This window comes from Mesorhizobium sp. WSM4810, assembly GCF_055811235.1.
The window spans coordinates 1-17,077 of sequence record NZ_JBVVQV010000053.1; the positions used below are offsets into that span (position 1 = coordinate 1).

Annotated in this window: 8 protein-coding genes and 5 pseudogenes; 5 read left to right on the plus strand and 8 right to left on the minus strand. The window is 60.5% G+C overall.

What is annotated here, in order from left to right:
- From AC0L3O_RS34575 to AC0L3O_RS34585, 3 genes and pseudogenes are all read left to right on the plus strand, one after another.
- Positions 1-5,844, plus strand: a 5,844-nt coding sequence (locus AC0L3O_RS34575) for an amino acid adenylation domain-containing protein (RefSeq protein WP_473618034.1), incomplete at its 5' end; no start/stop codon positions are given.
- Positions 5,845-6,055: 211 nt separating this feature from the next.
- Positions 6,056-6,736, plus strand: coding sequence for a 4'-phosphopantetheinyl transferase family protein (locus AC0L3O_RS34580; RefSeq protein ID WP_473618036.1), 681 nt, complete (start codon positions 6,056-6,058; stop codon positions 6,734-6,736).
- Positions 6,726-6,972, plus strand: a pseudogene (locus tag AC0L3O_RS34585) (transposase); the annotation flags it as partial. The gene AC0L3O_RS34580 and the pseudogene AC0L3O_RS34585, both read left to right, overlap by 11 nt.
- Before the next feature lie 112 nt (positions 6,973-7,084).
- On the opposite strand, the pseudogene AC0L3O_RS34590 reads toward AC0L3O_RS34585, so the two are convergent.
- The 7 genes and pseudogenes from AC0L3O_RS34590 to AC0L3O_RS34620 form a co-directional block, all read right to left on the minus strand.
- Positions 7,085-7,489, minus strand: a pseudogene (locus AC0L3O_RS34590) (transposase); the annotation flags it as partial.
- 373 nt (positions 7,490-7,862) lie between these two features.
- Positions 7,863-8,560 (minus strand): annotated as a pseudogene (locus AC0L3O_RS34595) (glycoside hydrolase domain-containing protein).
- Positions 8,561-8,678: 118 nt separating this feature from the next.
- Positions 8,679-9,158 carry a glutamate acetyltransferase gene (locus tag AC0L3O_RS34600; protein WP_473618038.1) on the minus strand — a complete coding sequence of 160 codons (480 nt, stop codon included), beginning with the start codon at positions 9,156-9,158 and terminating at the stop codon, positions 8,679-8,681.
- A 226-nt stretch (positions 9,159-9,384) separates the two neighbouring features.
- Positions 9,385-10,260, minus strand: a complete 876-nt coding sequence (locus AC0L3O_RS34605) for a hypothetical protein (protein ID WP_473618039.1) — start codon at positions 10,258-10,260, stop codon at positions 9,385-9,387.
- Positions 10,261-10,393: 133 nt separating this feature from the next.
- Positions 10,394-10,819: a helix-turn-helix domain-containing protein gene (locus tag AC0L3O_RS34610; RefSeq protein ID WP_473618040.1), complete on the minus strand. Its 426-nt coding sequence runs from the start codon at positions 10,817-10,819 to the stop codon at positions 10,394-10,396.
- 596 nt (positions 10,820-11,415) lie between these two features.
- Positions 11,416-12,483 (minus strand): LysR substrate-binding domain-containing protein, encoded by a 1,068-nt coding sequence (locus AC0L3O_RS34615; protein WP_473618042.1) that lies wholly within the window; start codon positions 12,481-12,483, stop codon positions 11,416-11,418.
- Positions 12,405-13,280: a trehalose-6-phosphate synthase gene (locus AC0L3O_RS34620; RefSeq protein WP_473618043.1), complete on the minus strand. Its 876-nt coding sequence runs from the start codon at positions 13,278-13,280 to the stop codon at positions 12,405-12,407. Before AC0L3O_RS34620 ends, AC0L3O_RS34615 begins: the two co-directional genes overlap by 79 nt.
- A gap of 415 nt (positions 13,281-13,695) precedes the next feature.
- Between AC0L3O_RS34620 and AC0L3O_RS34625 the strand changes: the two are divergent.
- Positions 13,696-13,839: pseudogene (locus AC0L3O_RS34625) on the plus strand (Tn3 family transposase); the annotation flags it as partial.
- Positions 13,840-15,583: 1,744 nt separating this feature from the next.
- Positions 15,584-16,180, plus strand: a complete 597-nt coding sequence (locus AC0L3O_RS34630; protein ID WP_473618044.1) for a hypothetical protein — start codon at positions 15,584-15,586, stop codon at positions 16,178-16,180.
- A 638-nt stretch (positions 16,181-16,818) separates the two neighbouring features.
- Here AC0L3O_RS34630 and AC0L3O_RS34635 read toward each other — a convergent pair.
- A pseudogene (locus tag AC0L3O_RS34635) lies at positions 16,819-17,077 on the minus strand (hypothetical protein); the annotation flags it as partial.

A 17,077-nucleotide genomic window follows, 5' to 3' on the forward strand; every position in this document is an offset into this window, starting at 1 on the left:
GAGGACGAGCGCCTGAGCTATGGCGAGCTCAATGCGCGGGCCAACCGGCTGGCCCATCATCTGATCGCCCTTGGGGTTAAGCCGGATCAGCCGGTGGCGATCTGCCTGGAGCGCAGCCTGGCGATGGTGGTGGGGGTTTTGGCGATTCTCAAGGCGGGCGGTGCCTATCTGCCGCTGGACCCCGCCTATCCCAGCGCGCGGCTGCGGCAGGTTGTCGACGATGCCTCGCCGCGGCTGCTAGTTTGCGATGCGGCCGGACGCGCAGCACTCGGGCCCGAGGTGCTGACCGATGTGACGATGGTCGATCTGGAGACGGCCACGCCCGCCTGGGTCGAGTTGCCCGCCTCGAACCCGGACCCGCGCGCTCTGGGCCTGACCGCACGCCATCTCGCCTATGTCATCTACACTTCAGGCTCTACGGGAGCCCCAAAGGGGGCACAGAATGAGCATCGGGCTATTATCAATCGCCTGATCTGGATGCAGAAAGCCTACGCTCTCAATGCGACTGATGTCGTCTTGCAGAAGACGCCATTTGGCTTCGATGTCTCGGCCTGGGAATTCTTCTGGACGTTGCTTGAAGGGGCGACCCTGGTGCTGGCGCCACCGGCTGCACACAAAGACCCCGATGCGCTTGTAAAAGTGATCCTCAGCCAAAGCATCACCACTGCGCACTTTGTACCATCCATGCTGGTCAGCTTTATGGACACGAAGGGTGCTGATCGCTGCACATCACTGCAGCGTCTCGTGTGCAGTGGCGAGGCGCTTCCTGCCTCCCTTGCGCACAAGGTTCGACGCGTATTGCCTTTGACTGGCCTGCACAATCTGTACGGTCCCACGGAAGCTGCTATCGACGTTACAGCCTGGAATTGCCCGGCTGATTTTGATGGGTCAGTTGTCCCGATCGGGCGCCCGATTGCGAACACGCGGGTGTATCTGCTGGATGCTCACGGCGCGCCCGTGCCGTTCGGGGCGGTGGGTGAGCTCTATATCGGCGGGGCAGGCGTTGCGCGTGGCTACCTGAACCGCCCCGAGCTGACGGCAGAGCGGTTTTTGGCCGATCCGTTCAGCGATGAGGCGGGCGCCCGGATGTACCGGACCGGCGACCTGGCGCGTTATCTGCCGGACGGCAATCTGGAGTTTCTGGGCCGCAACGACGAGCAGGTGAAGATCCGCGGCTTCCGGATCGAGCCGGGCGAGATCGCGGCGCGGCTTTGCGAGCACGAGCTTGTCGGCGATGCGGTGGTGGTGGCGCGCGCCGATCGGACCGGCGACCAGCGGCTCGTCGCCTATCTGGTGGCCAAGCCGGCGGACGGATCGGAGGGCGCCGATGGCGCGCGGCTTGCCGCCTCCTTGCGCGCCCATCTGGCTAGCCTGCTGCCCGACTACATGGTGCCGTCGGCCTTCGTGCGGCTGGATGGGCTGCCGCTGACGGTGAACGGCAAGCTCGACCGCCAGGCGCTGCCGGCCCCCGACGACGATGCCTATGCGCGCACCGCCTATGAAGCGCCGCAGGGCGCGGTCGAGACGGCGCTGGCCGGGATCTGGGCGGAGCTGCTCGGGGTCGAGCGGGTCGGGCGCCACGACAACTTCTTCGAACTCGGCGGCCACTCGCTGCTGGCCGTGCAGCTGATGGAGCGGCTGCGACGGCTGTCGCTCGGGGTGGAGGTGCGCACCCTGTTCGCCCGGCCGGTGCTTTGCGATCTGGCGGCAAGCCTTGGCAGCCATCACGAGGTGGCGGTGCCGGCCAACCTGATCGGCGAGCAGAGCACGGCGATCACACCGCAGATGCTGCCGCTGATCGATCTCACCCAACAGGAGATCGACCGGATCGTCGCCACGGTGCCAGGCGGGGTCGGCAATATCCAGGATATCTATGGCCTGTCGCCGCTGCAGGACGGCATCCTGTTCCATCATCTGCTGGCGACGAAGGGCGATCCCTATCTGCTGGTCTCGCAGATGGCCTTTGCCGAGCGCGGCCTGTTGGAGCGCTATCTTGGCGCGGTTCAGCAGGTGGTGGACCGGCACGACATTCTGCGTACGGCCTTTGTCTGGGAAGGGGTGTCGAGCCCGGCCCAGGTGGTGTGGCGCAAGGTGGCCCTGGAGGTGACCGAGGTCGAGCTGGATGCGTGTGACGGTTCCGGCGCCGAGGAGCTCAGGCGCCGGTTCGATCCGCGCCGGCACCGCATCGATCTTGGCCGGGCGCCTCTGTTGCGGTTTGTGATCGCGCGCGAGCCGGGCAGCGGGCGCTGGCTGCTGCTGGAGTTGCAGCACCATCTGATCGGCGATCACACGACGCTGGAGATCATGCATGCCGAGGTGCGGGCCGTGCTCCAGGGTCGCGGGCATGAGCTTGCCGCGCCGCAGCCGTTCCGCAATCTGGTGGCGCAGGCGCGGCTGGATGTCGATGCCAAGGCGCATGAAGAGTTCTTCCGCTCGATGCTGGCCGACATCGACGAGCCGACGCTGCCGTTCGGGCTCAGCCAAGTGCATGGCGACGGCAGCGGGGTCGGCGAGGCGCATCGGATGTTGCCGCAGGCGCTCAACGATCGGCTGCGGGCCCAGGCGCGGCGGCTGGGGCTGAGCCTGGCCAGCCTTTGCCATCTGGCCTGGGGTCAGGTGGTGGCGCTGAGCAGCGGCCGAGAGCAGGTGGTGTTCGGCACGGTGCTGCTCGGCCGCATGCATGCGGGTGCGGGCGCCGACCGCGCCATGGGCCTGTTCATCAACACCCTGCCTGTGCGCCTCGACCTCGACGGCACCGGAGTTGAGGAAAGTCTGCGTCTCACCCATGCCCGTCTGGCCGAGCTGCTGGCGCACGAGCATGCCTCGCTGGCGCTGGCGCAACGCTGCAGCGGCGTTGCGGCGCCGGCGCCGCTGTTCAGCGCGCTGTTGAACTACCGCCACAACACGCCGGCGGCCATGGCCGGCTCCGGGACGGATGATGGTCTGTCCCGCATGGAATGGCTGGGCGGGGAGGAGCGCACCAACTATCCGCTGACCCTATCGGTGGAGGATTTTGGCGAGGCGCTGGGCCTGACGGCGCAGGTGGTGGAGCCGGTGTCTGCCGATCGGGTCTGCGGCTACATGCAGCACGTGCTCGAGCAATTGGCCGAGGCGCTGGAGCATGCCCCCAATACGCCGGTGCGCGACCTGGACATCCTGCCGGCTGCCGAGCGCATCTATCTGCTGGAGGATCTGAACCGGACGGCGGCGGCCTATCCGTCGGAGCGGTGCATCCACGAGCTGTTCGAGGCGCAGGTGCGCCAGGCGCCGGAGGCGGTGGCGCTGGTCCATGACGACGAGCGCCTGAGCTATGGCGAGCTCAATGCGCGGGCCAACCGGCTGGCGCATCATCTGATCGGGCTCGGGGTCAAGCCGGACCAGCCGGTGGCGATCTGCCTAAAGCGCAGCCCGGCTATGGTGGTGGGGCTTTTGGCGATCCTCAAGGCCGGCGGCGCCTATCTGCCGCTGGACCCGGCCTATCCCTGCGGGCGGCTGCGACAGGTTCTCGGCGATGCCGCGCCGCGGTTGCTGCTTTGCGACGCGGCCGGCCGCGCCGCCCTCGGCGCCGAGGCGCTGGCCGATGTGACCGCGGTCGATCTGGAGACGGTGACCCCGGCCTGGGCCGAGCTGCCCGCCTGCGATCCCGACCCGCGCGCCCTTGGCCTGACCGCGCGCCATCTCGCCTATGTCATCTACACCTCCGGATCAACCGGAACCCCAAAGGGCGTCATGGTCGAGCACCACAGCCTGGTCAATCTGGGGCTGGCTCAGATCGGGCTTTTCGGCGTTGGTTCAAACAGCCGTGTCGTACAGTTCGCCTCCTTCGGTTTTGATGCAAGTGCTTGGGAGCTTGTCATGGCGGTTGGCTCAGGCGCCGCATTGCACTTGCCTGCGTACGAGCTCCGCCAGGCGAGTAACAAGCTATCGGATTACCTGCGAAGCGAAGCCATAACCCATGCGACGTTACCTCCAGCCTTGCTTCAGGCAAGCAGCTATCCGGGATGTTTGGCGTCGCAAGTTCTCATTCTTGCTGGCGAACTGCCGAAGCCTGAACTCGTCCGAAGTCTGGCCTCGGCATCTATCGTCAACGCTTATGGCCCGACCGAAGCAACAGTCTGCGCCACGGTTTGGAGTTGTCCCGATGATTTTGATGGGCCAGTTGTCCCCATCGGTCGTCCGATTGCGAACACACGGATCTACCTGCTGGACGGTCATGGTGCGCCGGTGCCGTTCGGGGCGGTGGGCGAGCTTTACATTGGCGGGGCAGGGGTTGCGCGTGGCTACCTGAACCGGCCCGAGCTGACGGCGGAGCGGTTCACCGCCAGTCCCTTTGTGGACGGCGATCGGCTGTATAAGACCGGCGATCTGGCGCGCTATCTGCCGGATGGCAATCTGGAGTTCCTAGGCCGCAACGACGACCAGGTGAAGATCCGCGGCTTCCGCATTGAGCCGGGCGAGATCGCGGCGCGGCTTTGCGAGCACGCCTGGGTGCGCGAGGCGGTGGTGGTGGCGCACGAGGACCGCGCCGGCGACAAGCATCTTGTCGCTTATGTCGTGTGCGGGCCCGAGGCCGGCTCGGACGACGACTATGGCGGCGGGCTTGCCGGCGCCTTGCGCGCGCATCTGGGCGGGCGGCTGCCGGACTACATGGTGCCGGCTGCGTTCGTGCGGCTGGCGGCGCTGCCGCTGACACCGAACGGCAAGCTCGACCGCAAGGCACTGCCGGCGCCGGGCGACGAGGCCTATGCGCGGGCGGCCTATGAGGCGCCGCGCGGCGCGATCGAGACGGCGCTGGCAGAGATCTGGGCGGAGCTGCTCGGGGTCGAGCGGGTCGGACGCCACGACAGCTTCTTCGAACTCGGCGGCCACTCGCTCCTGGCGGTGCAAGTGCTCAGTCGAGCATTAGGTGTAGGGCTGAACTTTAGCGCCGCTGACCTCTTCCGAGCCCCTGTTCTGAAGGACCTTGCATCGAAGATTCATTTGGAGCCACAGCCCAGGACTCCGGGAGTGATTTCCGTTCAAGCAATCGGATCGCAGCCACCGCTCTTCTTTGTCCCCTCAGGTTCTGGCGATTGTTCCTACGTCCTCAGGTTGGTGGAGGAAATGGACGTAGACTGTCCCGTCTACGCTCTGCCATGGCCCCCCTTCAATAACCTTTGTCCACCAACTCTTGAGGCGATAGCCGCGGAGACCATCGTGGCGATTAGAAAGATCCAGCCGCAGGGTCCGTATCGTTTCGCTGGGTACTCATCAGGCGGCATCTTGGCTTACGCCCTAGCCCAGCTCTTACTGGGTCGCGATGAAGCTATCTCTTTCATGGCGTTGATCGATGTTACGTTACCTGCAAACGTGACAAAGATACCCATCCAAATGGTACGAGACGTCGTGCTCGATTCTTTAGAACCCTTAGATGATGAGAGCTTCGAAGTGTTGGAGCAATTTGCTGGACAAAGTTCAATCGCTCAGCTGCTTGAAAAGGGGCAGCAAATTGGGGCAATACCTCTGGATCGTAATCTCCATAACGATGTTTTGATGTATGAAAGGACCGCCCGGTTTCACGAGGCGCTGCAGGCGTACCAAGTCCCAACCCTGCCAATTGAGATACATCAGTTTTATGCCACCGAGGCTCTCTTCAGTTCTCGGGCACGACAAGCTGAGAGTTCTTTATGCCCAGAGGCACGTTCGCCCATGCGCGGCTGGGACCGGGTCTTGAGTCCGCAGGCTATTACTGCCGTACCGATTGTAGGCGACCACGTGACGATGATGAGTGTTCTGGAAAACCGCAAGGCTCTGGCCCGAGCTATTTCTGCGCCCTTAGCCGGGGTTCTTGAAAAAGATCCCTAGCAAACAGCCCCGAAGGTTCTGGCACCCAGACGAGGTTCAGTCTCGGATCGCGACAATCCCCAAATGTCGGAGAGTTCTGTCTCGGTGATCCAAAGATGGGAAGCATATGTGGTCTGCCGCCGCTGCTGATCGACGACCGAGTCGAGCAATTTCAAGGCCAAGCTGCATTGGCTGAGCTTCTCATCCGAAAAGCTCAAAGGAACCAGATAGAATGGAGACTATCACCATTGATCAAAGGAACATCCTCGTCGGCATCCGTCCAATAGAACCAGCTGACGACTCCACCTTGTACGCTTCCGAAGTTACCTCGTTGGGACGCACTGTTACCAAAGTTCGCCGCCAAAGCGGTGCTGCAAGAGTAGTTGCCAGAACACTCCTTGGGCAACTGGGATTCCCACAACTGCCGATCCTAAAGACGCGCTCGGGTGTTCCGATCTGGCCACCCGGCATCGTCGGATCTTTGGCGCACCACGATACCGTAGCAGCCGCCGCCATTGCGGGGACGAAACGGATTGCGGCTCTCGGCATCGACATTGAGCCTAATGAACCTCTGCCGGAGAACTTGATCGAATTGATTGCCACCCCTAACGAGCAACGCATGTACGATCTGCATCTGCTCAAGCGGCGGGACCTCTTCGCTTTGAAGGAGGCGGTGTATAAGGCGTATTTTCCACTGCACAATCATTTCATTGAATTCCAGGACGTGGAAATTGATATCCCTGCGCGATTAGGGTACGTGGCGAAGACAAATTGCACGTTTTCGCTCGAGTTACTTATTTCCGACAATGTAATCGGGTTGGCGTACACGGCCAACATGCGAAAACTTCCCCCGCTGACTCATCCGGTTGACGTTCGTTCTGGCCCATCCAGAAGATCAGGACATGAAACGTAGCCGCTTTTCTGAAGAGCAGATCATCCGAACTGTTGAATAACATGAGGACGGGGTGTCTTCGCGATCTGTGCCGCAAGCACGGGCTCAGCGACGCCTCGATTACAACTGGAAGGGCCGCTTCGGCGGGATGGATGTCTCCGAGGCTAGGCCGACTGAAAAAGGCTCTGGAAGACGAGAACACGCGGCTGAAGCGGCTTCTGGCCGACGCCATGCTCGACAATGCCGCGTCGAAGGATCCCGCGCCAGAAGCCAACTGCCTGCGGGCAACGAGCGACTTGGCTTGCAGAGTCCTTTGGCAGCCCGCGAGGACAGGGGGCCGGTACACGAACTGTTCCCACAGACACGCGGCCTCGCCGCCATAAGCGGCAGGGCGTGACCGCCAGGCCGTAGGTTGGCTCACGCGAAGGATCTCGGCCAGGCGGACCGAGGGCAAGCGCTTCTCCGACTGGAGCATCAGCCACATGGCTTTAGCCAAACACGCAAGGGCAGCTTGGTCGAATGCAGCGGGGTCGTCACCATGAACTGGAACCGGCAAGCGCCATTGGAGGATTGATAAAGACCCGGTCGCGCACGCCGATTGCCTGTATCGCGGCCGGCAAGCGCGATCGAACGCTTGTAACACAGGCCGGACAGGTTCTGTCTTCTGGCCACACCATTGTTTCCAGCAATCGCCGCAATGCTCTTCATCCCGGAAGGCCACGATTCCTCAACGGCCCGAATGTTGGAAAGCGCCGCGAGCACCGTTTCAGGCATTCTCATCCTCTCCAGATCACCGTCCTGCATGGGAAGGCCATGACCATAAGCCTTTAGCTGTTTTTAGTTGACGAGCCTGCGACAAGAGAGCCGCGAGATTTTCGGCTCCAGCGGCCGGCGGCCTCGGCCTCATAAACGGCAGGTCACTGGTGCCCAATCTTGGCCGCCGGTTGGGCATGGGTCGACGGCGCTGCAGTTCCGGGATCATGATGGCGGCCGCGCCGCTCGATGTAGCGGGCGAGCGCGTGGAGAGACGATTTGCGACATACCGCGAACAACTTTACACTCGCCGTTGACGTCGGAGACCTCTACGAACATAAACGCGACAACGTTTTCAGCTTGCCGCGTCTACGAGCCGGCGTCCCTCGCCATCCTAGGCCAGTGAGCCTTCGCCTGACTCATCAACTTGGAAGGCTCCGATCTCCCTCCGAGGAACCCGAACGATATTGCGATCATAGCCCACCCCAGAGGAGCCATGGGCAACCTCTGGAGGTACCTGCCGCATCGACCATCGGTTGGAATAAAAGAACTGCTCGGTTCCAAGAAACAGTGGCGACATAGATATCCATGGAACCGTGATCAGTCCCTCCGCCAGTAATTTTGAGAGCACGGCACCGCTACCATACGCGCCGATTACGAAAGTGCCGCTGATCTTCTCCTTAATCGCGTGGAAGTAGGCGAGGATGGGGCCGTCGATCTGCGTAGCCGGATAGTCCAAATCGACGGCGAAAAAATCGTACTGCCTCTATCTTTCGGCTGGCCGACGCGCTTTGCGAACCCCATAGCACTCTTTGCATTTGCAGCACCGATCGAGCTCGAGAAATTGGAAATATGGCGGCTGCTGTCCTGGAAAATCGGTAGAATTCCGAAACCGTGCTCAGATAGTAGTTTGGCCTCCACTGGTGTGATGGTTTTCGGCCTCTCGGAACTCGCGTAATACCGAATGACCGTGGTCACCCCCGATCTTCGCAAGAAAGTGAGAAATTTCCGGCCCGCCTTATTGTTGAGACGGACGCTGACATCCGCTGCGGACCATCCGTCCGCCTTCGCGAAGTCTTCACAATAGGGCATGGGCTTTCCCGCTACAAAGCGCACCACCGACGTCGCTTCCGCTGACGAAATGTGCGGTATTCACATATTCAACGAGCGTGCTGCTCCTTCTGGCTGAATGTAAAGTCTGGCGTACGGGTCAGGGCAAGACGCGCAGGTAGTAAGGTGAGTCGCTCGGCCGGCCGAAGCGGCCGAAAACCTGCGCGATAGTGGACTGCGTATCCTTGTTTGACAGATTCAGGCACGCCTTCAGCAATGTTGAGGTGACGGTGAAACTGCCAGGGCTTCCGCCATCGAAAACGGCAAGGCAGGTTAAAGGTAAATAGATTTTCGCGGCGTCGGATTGATCTAGGATGAAGCAATTGAATGCAGTCGGTTCGCCGTATCTGCTCAGATAGACACTGATGGGCTTCGCCAGATCGACGCCTGCTTTGTCGCCCTCGGCAGCATCGGCGCAAATTGACGCAAGGGTACTTGGCAAATCCGCAACGGCCATCGTGCGGTTCAGGGTCTTCGAAGCCGTGGCGGCGTCCACCTGGTTCGGCACCATTTGCATGGCATTCTGCCACCTACTAGGATCCAAGTTCAGAATTGAGCCTTCGGACAGTTTCTGGATCAAGCCTGAGCAAATCCTCTCCGCTTCGAGGGGCCGCTGCTATGGGCGCCGATTACCAGGAAGAGGCCCGCAGTTGTTTCTGCGATGGGATTCATAGTTGGTTTCTTATAGAAGCGGGGCCGGAGTTCGTCGGCACCGCTGTCAGCCGGACCTCTATGACGCCAGCGAGGTTTCTTCGAATTGACACCGTCGGTTGGTGCGCTGCTGCTTTCGAGACCAATCATGAGGATCAGACCTGGGGCGTGATGTCTTGTTGCGGGGTCGAGCCACCGTTAAAGAAGTTCTTGGCATTCATAAACTGCTCGGTGGCGTTCTTATTCACGATCTCCTGGAAGTTTTTGTAATCGGGGCCGCCGTTGCGGATCCGGCGAGTCTGAACGATGTTGGTAACCTCGTTATAACTTATGTCGACGCCGATGTATCGTGTCGACGAGCAAGAAGATTTTAGATCAAGGAAGTACTCATTAAATTTGACTTGTCGCAGAACAATTGCTCCGTAGTCGTAATATCCGCCTGCCCCGTTATCGAGAAGGTAGCTTTGGTAGGTGCATGTCAGAGCCTTGTACTGCTGCGACTTGCTGTTGGCGCTGAAGGTCAGGTTGCCCATCTCAGTGAGGAAGGACTCGAAATCCATTAGCAGAGACGCCCCGTCAGTGACGATCGCCTTCGCGATCAAGGAGAGGAACGTGGCTGAAACGGAGGTGCCAGCAAACTTGTTTGAGTAACCTTTCTGTTTTTGCCCTCCCATCGAAAGGTCGGGAATGTTGCCCACAACGTTCGTCCATGTGTTGATGTCAAGTTTTTCCGCATCAACCTTAGGATAATGGGTATGCATGTAGTCGTGAATGAGTCCTCCTATAGCCAGAAGGTTGTCCTGATTTTCTTTCATGATGCCACTGTACGTCGGGTCATCGGTCTTCTGACCAATGAGGTGAAACTGTACTGTTCCTTGATCGTTGGCGATCGTGTCGTCACTGGGGCGCGCAGCGCCTAGCTGGGCCAAAACCAGGGGCTTGGCGCCGAAAAACGCGCTCGCCGCCTCATAGTTCTTGTCCGAATGGCTCTGTTCATGCCCTTGAAAATGCGCTGCGACCGCGTTCAACATGCTTATCTTCCTTTTCTGAGCGTTGCTGTGAAAGCCGCAAAGTACCTGGAGTGCCGTAAACGCTTGAGTATCAGGTGATCTTTGCGTGTCTTCACTGGCTGTATACCAGTTTGTTCCGATCCCCACCTTTGCGTCAGGCAGACCTTTCTCTGCGCGCAGCCATTTTGCGATAGCGCAGCGGCGAGAGCCCATGGATCGCCTTGAACGCGGTGGAGAAATTGTTGCTGTTTTCGTAGCCTAAGGATTCAGCGACCTCGGCCACGCTTTCATGCCCGCTTCGCAAGCGGGCGGCAGCCTCCATCATCCGGTAGTGCCGCAACCAAGTCATAGGCCCGCAGCCAAAGGCAGCCTCGAAGCGGTTGACGAGCGTTGTCTTGTTGGTCCCGGCTATGCGCGCCAGTTCGCTGAGGGCGATCTGCTGATCGACTCGCTGTGCCAGCAGATCGCAAGCCTTCTGAAGAGGGGGTCGGCTGAGAAGAATAGCGGTGCAGAACGCCGCGCGATCTGAGCGACGCAGGCGGTCACTCTGCTCACAACTTCCTGCTCGATCAGTGGCCACAACAGGTAATCGGAATACCCGTCGGAGAAAACCGCCTCTCGGTCCAGCCTGTCTTCGGAAACCAGGGCTAGTTGCACCAGTCCGGAAGATAGCTTCGCATAACCGTACCCCTGTTGCTCCCATTCGCGGCAATCGATGATGACGATTTGCGCGCAGCGCCCCGGCCGCAACAAACGGTGCTCAAGGATATCGATCTGCCGCACTTCGTTGGGGCAGATTGCCGAAGATCCGAGAACTCGCAATTTGTGCCAAACACTTACCTGCCAAAGGGTCCGGGCCAAGATACGCGGCCAGAATCGATGCATCCACCTCGGTAACACCCTGAGAACATGGCCTGCGAAAGCCTTGACGCGGCCGAACGGCGGTCGAAGAAGGTGGGTCTTGGTTTGTGTAGTTGGCTGTAAGTGTGAATGCCTTCTTCACAGCAGATGCTCGCTCGAAGTCAGCGCGCGTCGGTTTCACTGAGTTGGGACAGCGAAACCAGCATCGCGTCCCGATGGACGAGGGGGTAATGAACTGGCCCGGTCCTGAAGATGGTGCCAGACTTCGATCGCATCACGCTTCTTCCCTTCGCGAAGCATCAGCCGTTTGCCCTCTCATTGTCGATGATGCGCCAGCTCTGTTCCCGCCGCCGCTGCGGCGGCAATCTTGTGGCGCAGCCAGTGATGCTCTGGGCCGCGATGGCAACGCTCGTGCCAAATCAGCCCAACCTCGTAAGGCGACAGTTCCACCGGCGGATCGACAATCGCTAAGGGGAGCAAGGCGGCGATCCGTGTCGCGACGCGGTGTGGTACAATCAGCACCAGATCGGTCGCCGCGATGGCTACAGCGGCCGTCAGGAGGTTGGAAACCAGCACCGGATCGCGATCTTGGATGTGTAAATTGGCCAGATCGTCATGCACCCGTCCGAAGCCGCCCTTAGAATCCGAGTCAATGGCAGCGTGGCGCAGGGCAGCGAAGGCCTCGATCGTCCATTCCTGCGCCAGGGCTGGGTGGTCGCAACGTAGCAGGCAGGCGAAGCGGTCAGTATAGAGCCTGCGCCGAAAGAAGCCCGGTGGCGTGCCACCGGTCTGCCCAACGGCCAGATCGATCTCGCCTTGCTCATAGGGCACGGTCGCGATCAGGTTGCGAAGGAATTGGGCCACCGCCATCTTGCCGGCCGTCGGGTGCAATTCCGCATAGGCGAATTTCGACGTCCGATCGATGGCCACGAAAAGGCGCAGCTTGCCCTCGGCGGTCTGCACCTCGGCGAGGTCGATATGGAAATAGCCGAGCGGATAGGCGTTGAACTTCTTCCTGGCCGGCTTGTCGGCGTCCTGCGGCAGCCGCGAAATGCCATGGCGCTGAAGGCAGCGATGCAACGACGAGCGCGTCAGATGCGGGATCGAGGGCTGTAGGGCATAGAGGCAATCATCCAGCGCCAGCAACGTGTGCTTGCGAAAGGCGACGATCACCGCTTCCTCTTCGAGCGACAGCACTGTCGATCTTGGTTTCTTCGGGCCGGTGGGAAGATCGGCGGTCGAGGTCCGGTTCCTCCACTTTCTAACGGTCTTCTGATCGATGCCGTAGCGCTTGGCCAGCGCTCTCAGGCTCTCTTCACTATGCTGTATCGCTCGACGGACTGCCTCTGTCGTCGTGGCGCGGCGGTGTAGAACCTGTCCCATAGCGCATCCTTTGATTCGGACGGCAATGATGCGCCATTAAAGTCCGGGATCAAACAGCTACCGTCTTTCATGAGACACCCTGGGTTTCGGCGGCGGAGACATTCGGCGAAGTTGTTAAGATCGTCGTCGGTTTGAAAGCCGACAAGGTCATAGAACGAAAGCGCTTCCAGCAATTCTTCGCAGAGCGGCACGGTGGCGAGGATGTCCGCCGGCGGCCAGGGTATGTGCAGGAAAAAGCCGATGCGGTTGAGGCAGCCGCGCTCGCGCAGTTCTTTCCCTAGAGGGATCAGGTGATAATCCTGCACCCATATGACGTCGTCCTCGCGGTGGAGCGGCATCAAAGACTCTGCGAAGAGTCGGTTAACGCGGTAATATCCTGACTTTCGCGCGTCGTTGTATTCGGCGAGGTCGACACGGCAGTGGAAGACCGGCCAAAGAACCCTGTTGGCGAAGCCGTAGTAATATTCGTCCAGATCCTTCTGCGAGAGATCGGCAAGGGCATACGTGATGCCGTTGGCCTCCTGCATCGTCGGTGACAGCTGGTTCTTCTCGGTTTTCACCTTCCCCGACCAGCCCATCCAAAGGCCGCCTCGTTCCTTGAGCGCGGCGTTCAGCGCAATGGCCATTCCGCCCGGGGGCAGTGACCCGTGCTCGTCGGGCAGCGCAACCCTGTTTGACACGATGACCAGTCTACCATCTCCACCGTCGTCCCCAACGGCACCCATAATGTTCTTCATGGTCACTCCTGTTGCCTGCCAGCTTTTGGCTTTGATCGCAACCAAGTTAGGGACGGTCATCAGGTGGGACAATCTCATTAGGCGTATGGCAGAATAGCGCACACAAATAGGCACTAAGCGGGGCAGGAACTGAGCTCCCAAAGCTTCGGTTTTTGGATCGTGTTTCTCCTGATTTAACTGAGAGCGTGGGCCGGTTCCCTACGACCACTAGACTGGCAGACCGGCGCCTCCGGGTTCGCGATGAGCGCATCGTCCTCCCAACTGTCCCAGAGCTTTGTCACCACGTCTACGAATTCGCCCGAGTTCTTGTAACAATCGGCATGGGTTGGATATCGGTCAAAGCCGAAATTCAACGCCGCGACCCGACCATTGGCCAGACACGCTTTTGCTGGGATCGGCGCCGGATGCGCCTGGTACGTCAAACCTGGTCGGGCTGACCGAACGGATTGCCTTCCTGCGCAAGCTCGAAATCGACCTTCATCTGACGGCATCGATCAACACCGGTGCGGTTGTGCCCTCGCGGACCTTGAAGAAACTCTCGGCATCACCGAAGGAAAGCCAACTGGCCAAAGCTCTTCGGGAACTCGGCCGCATCGAGCGGTCGCTCTCCATGATCGAATGATATTCGAGTCCGGCATTGCGGCGGCGATGTCAGGCCCCGGTCGTCCCTGTGGCGCTGAGAGCAACGGTTATGTGAAACGCGGTCGCAAACCCGGCAGGCCGCCGGTTCCACCCGGCTTGAGCAAGCGCCCACTCAGGCGCCCCTACCGGAAGTCGGGCGCGCCATTCGTGGACGTCGATCTGCGGCTGACGGAGAGTGACAAGAATCCTATCGCTGATGTCGTCACGATGCTTGCGGCCGACCCCGGCCAACGAAGCTAGTTAATAGCGGCGGCTCTCTAAGCCGAGGGGTGCCTGACTGAACGGTACCCGATCGGGCTGGCAATCCCGACCAGCTGACGCCCGATCAGGCGCTCTCGTTGTGGCCGTCCCCACCGTCATGCAACATTCTACGTTGCTGGCGCCCCGCCATTAGGACACCGGCCGGCGCTAGCCGCCCTGCGTCGAACTGCGCCTGGTCAAGACCAGCGCGGCCTCGCGCGGAAGCGGGTCACAGGGTCGGGGCATGTCGCGATGCTTCGCAGACAGTGCAGTGTTCTGCAAGTCAACAGCTCCTATATCGAGATGGCAGCGCCTCACGGTAGCGCGGGTTCTGCCGGCCGCATCGACCGCCGCGCCTCCGCAAGATCGAGCGGCGTAGAGCCTCCAACATTGGGTTCGCGGTGCCGCTGTCCTAGCCAGCGACGGTCGTGTTCGTCATCCCCGCGGTTCGCGTGCATCCGCCGCTGGCCCATCTGATGCGCGCTTCGCCCTGCGGACAGCAGACGGCGAAGCCGCCATGGCCGCGAAAATCTCGCAATGTCGGCTCGATTCCAGGTCCCTCCCGCCACTTTTGCGAGGTGAGCCGTGCAGGTGCCGGGCGTGGGATCATGCCATCCATCCCCTGACCTCATCATTGCCATCGTCCTCCTTCAGCCGGCCGAGCCTTCCGACGCCGGATCGATTATCACGATACTCTCTGAAGAACAGTCTCTTTTAGAGAGCGTGACGGTCTGCGCCGTTTACCGAGTTTCAGCCTTTGCCATCGCCTCCTGCCCTCCCCGCCGCGCCTCACTCTACCCTGCTCGCATCGCCTCACCTCACGCGGGAAAGAGTGTCGTTAGCGTCATCCTGTGCGGCAAATGTCACAGCGATAAGACAGAACGCAGAAACGCCATAATGGCGTCCTGCCAAGCAATGGACATCAGGGATCCCGAGGCCGCAGTCATCCATGAGTTCGATTTCTGCAAGCGGGCCGGCTCTTTAACCGGCCTTCCCTGGCGCTTCGCGCGCAGGCACTTCGCCACGGTTACCTCCGATGTGGAGAAGCTGTCATGTCGCAATCCGCTGTCGGTCAGGACTGGCACACGGCCAACAAAGCGCGTTCGGGGCTGACACCCTCAAGCTCGGAGGGCATTCCTAGTCAAGTCGTTGCAGCTCCCGGCTTGAAGTCGGTGACCGGCTTAAGAAGGTTCCTGATCGCCACTGGGACATTATTCCTGACCCGCTCATTGGATCAGGCTACCCTAACGACACAAAAAGACTCGGCACAATCTGGGTGCCGGGTCTTAAGGTCACATGTGATTGGGCAGGTGCTGTGACGCTTCTTGGCTACGCCCCGCATGATTAACGAGCCGTTAATTGCGGGGCATTCCTCACTTCTATTCGGCGACAAGAGCGTCCAGATAGGTCTCTTGGCGCCGGGAATAACACCGTATGTCCCGGACAGTATGCCGGCGTTGTTGCGTTCATGGGTTTAATGGGTGATTGATTTCGCTGTTTTCGGTGTGGGTCAAGAGGGCGCGCTGCATTTTTGCTTTCGCAAGCTGTCGCCCGTCAGCGATGTGATGGCGGCCCTCTCAAGATCGCACAAACGGGAGTCGGCTTCCGATTTGCTGTCCGCATTTGCGGCGATCTTCGCCACCCGGCTGATTGCCGCCGCAAGCCTGCGCGTGCGATCACTCGACCGGCCAGAAACTCGGGACGGCTTATGGATGATGCTGGGGACACATTGGCAGGGCTCGCTTGGCAAACCCGGCAAAGGCATTGCGCGCCACGCTTATCGGCTGACGGCTGTCGTGTGCTTGGTAGCACGCGCGAAGGGGCTGTTTCATGCAAGCTGCGGCGTTTCCGCGGCCATTCCAAAAACTCGATCGCGCCTGCGACAATCTCCTGCACGAGGTAGGACCCATTTCAGGTCATTCGCGGAGGAGCACTTTCCCGGCATCGGCTGCCGACCGAACATAGCGGTAGCGGCCGATGCGAGGTTCAATAACGACCATCGCGTAAAACGTGCGATCATGACGGCGCACACAACGAAACCCTATTGCAGAGTCAACCGGGCCCGGCCGGCGACATAATCAAGGGGCTCTCGTATAAGACAAGCGGTGTTTGGTTTCTCCCGGATCAATTGCGATTTAAATCAAATTCGTCTGTGGATATTGACGATTGCGCGACCCTCACCTCGTAGACGGCCAGCGCGGGCGGCAACTGAGAGGGTCATATGACAAGTGATTTTTCCGCCGCGCGAGTGCATCTAGATCGAGCGTATCATTACCTGCGTGGCGATGACCCGATGAGTCGGAGGGGGCGCGAAGCCTTGGATTTGCTGATTGGGGCGGTTGCCGTCGAAGAGTTCAAGCAGCCGCGCCAAAACGCGGACGTGCTAATGTTTCCGATTGGGCGCCGCTTTTGAGGCGATCTCCATGTGGCAACCATGAACATGGTGTGCAAACACCCTCAGAATACTGCCCGTCCAGGCATGAGCAGGGTCGGGCAATCGAATGGGTCCGAAGCGGTCGCTCACAACCATTCGAATTGAGCTGCCTTGGCTGAAGGTTCCATCATCGTCATCGGCGGCAGCTATTCCGGAATGGCCGCCGCCTGGAGTTGCTCTGCGCCCGACGCGGGGCTCTCCGGCGAACCGTTTTGCCAGCCACTCGCCTGCTTTCCTGTTCCAGGACGACGTCGATCCGGCCGAGATCGTCGAGCGGTCGCCTGTCGACCGCGGCATCAGATGCTCGTCGAGCGGCCGGAACGATCGGCTGCCGTCGACCCAAATGTCGGCAGAGCGAAGCCGGTCTCGCAAAGCCGCGAGCGTCGCAATCTCGTAGGTACGGCGATCAGGCCCCTGTTCGAGGATGAGCCGACGATCAGCCTGGCTGAGGTGGGTGACCGGGACGCGCTCGGGGAGTGCCCGACGGCTCTCGGCATACAGGCGTTTCAGCAGCGAAATTGCCGCAAGAAGCGGATCGTGT

Bases quoted from the DNA above. Each gene is read 5' to 3' on its own strand.
- AC0L3O_RS34615 (WP_473618042.1), bottom strand. From the start codon at position 12,483: ATGGGACAGGTTCTACACCGCCGCGCCACGACGACAGAGGCAGTCCGT.
- AC0L3O_RS34605 (WP_473618039.1), bottom strand. From the start codon at position 10,260: ATGTTGAACGCGGTCGCAGCGCATTTTCAAGGGCATGAACAGAGCCAT.
- AC0L3O_RS34580 (WP_473618036.1), top strand. From the start codon at position 6,056: ATGGAGACTATCACCATTGATCAAAGGAACATCCTCGTCGGCATCCGT.
- AC0L3O_RS34620 (WP_473618043.1), bottom strand. From the start codon at position 13,280: ATGACCGTCCCTAACTTGGTTGCGATCAAAGCCAAAAGCTGGCAGGCA.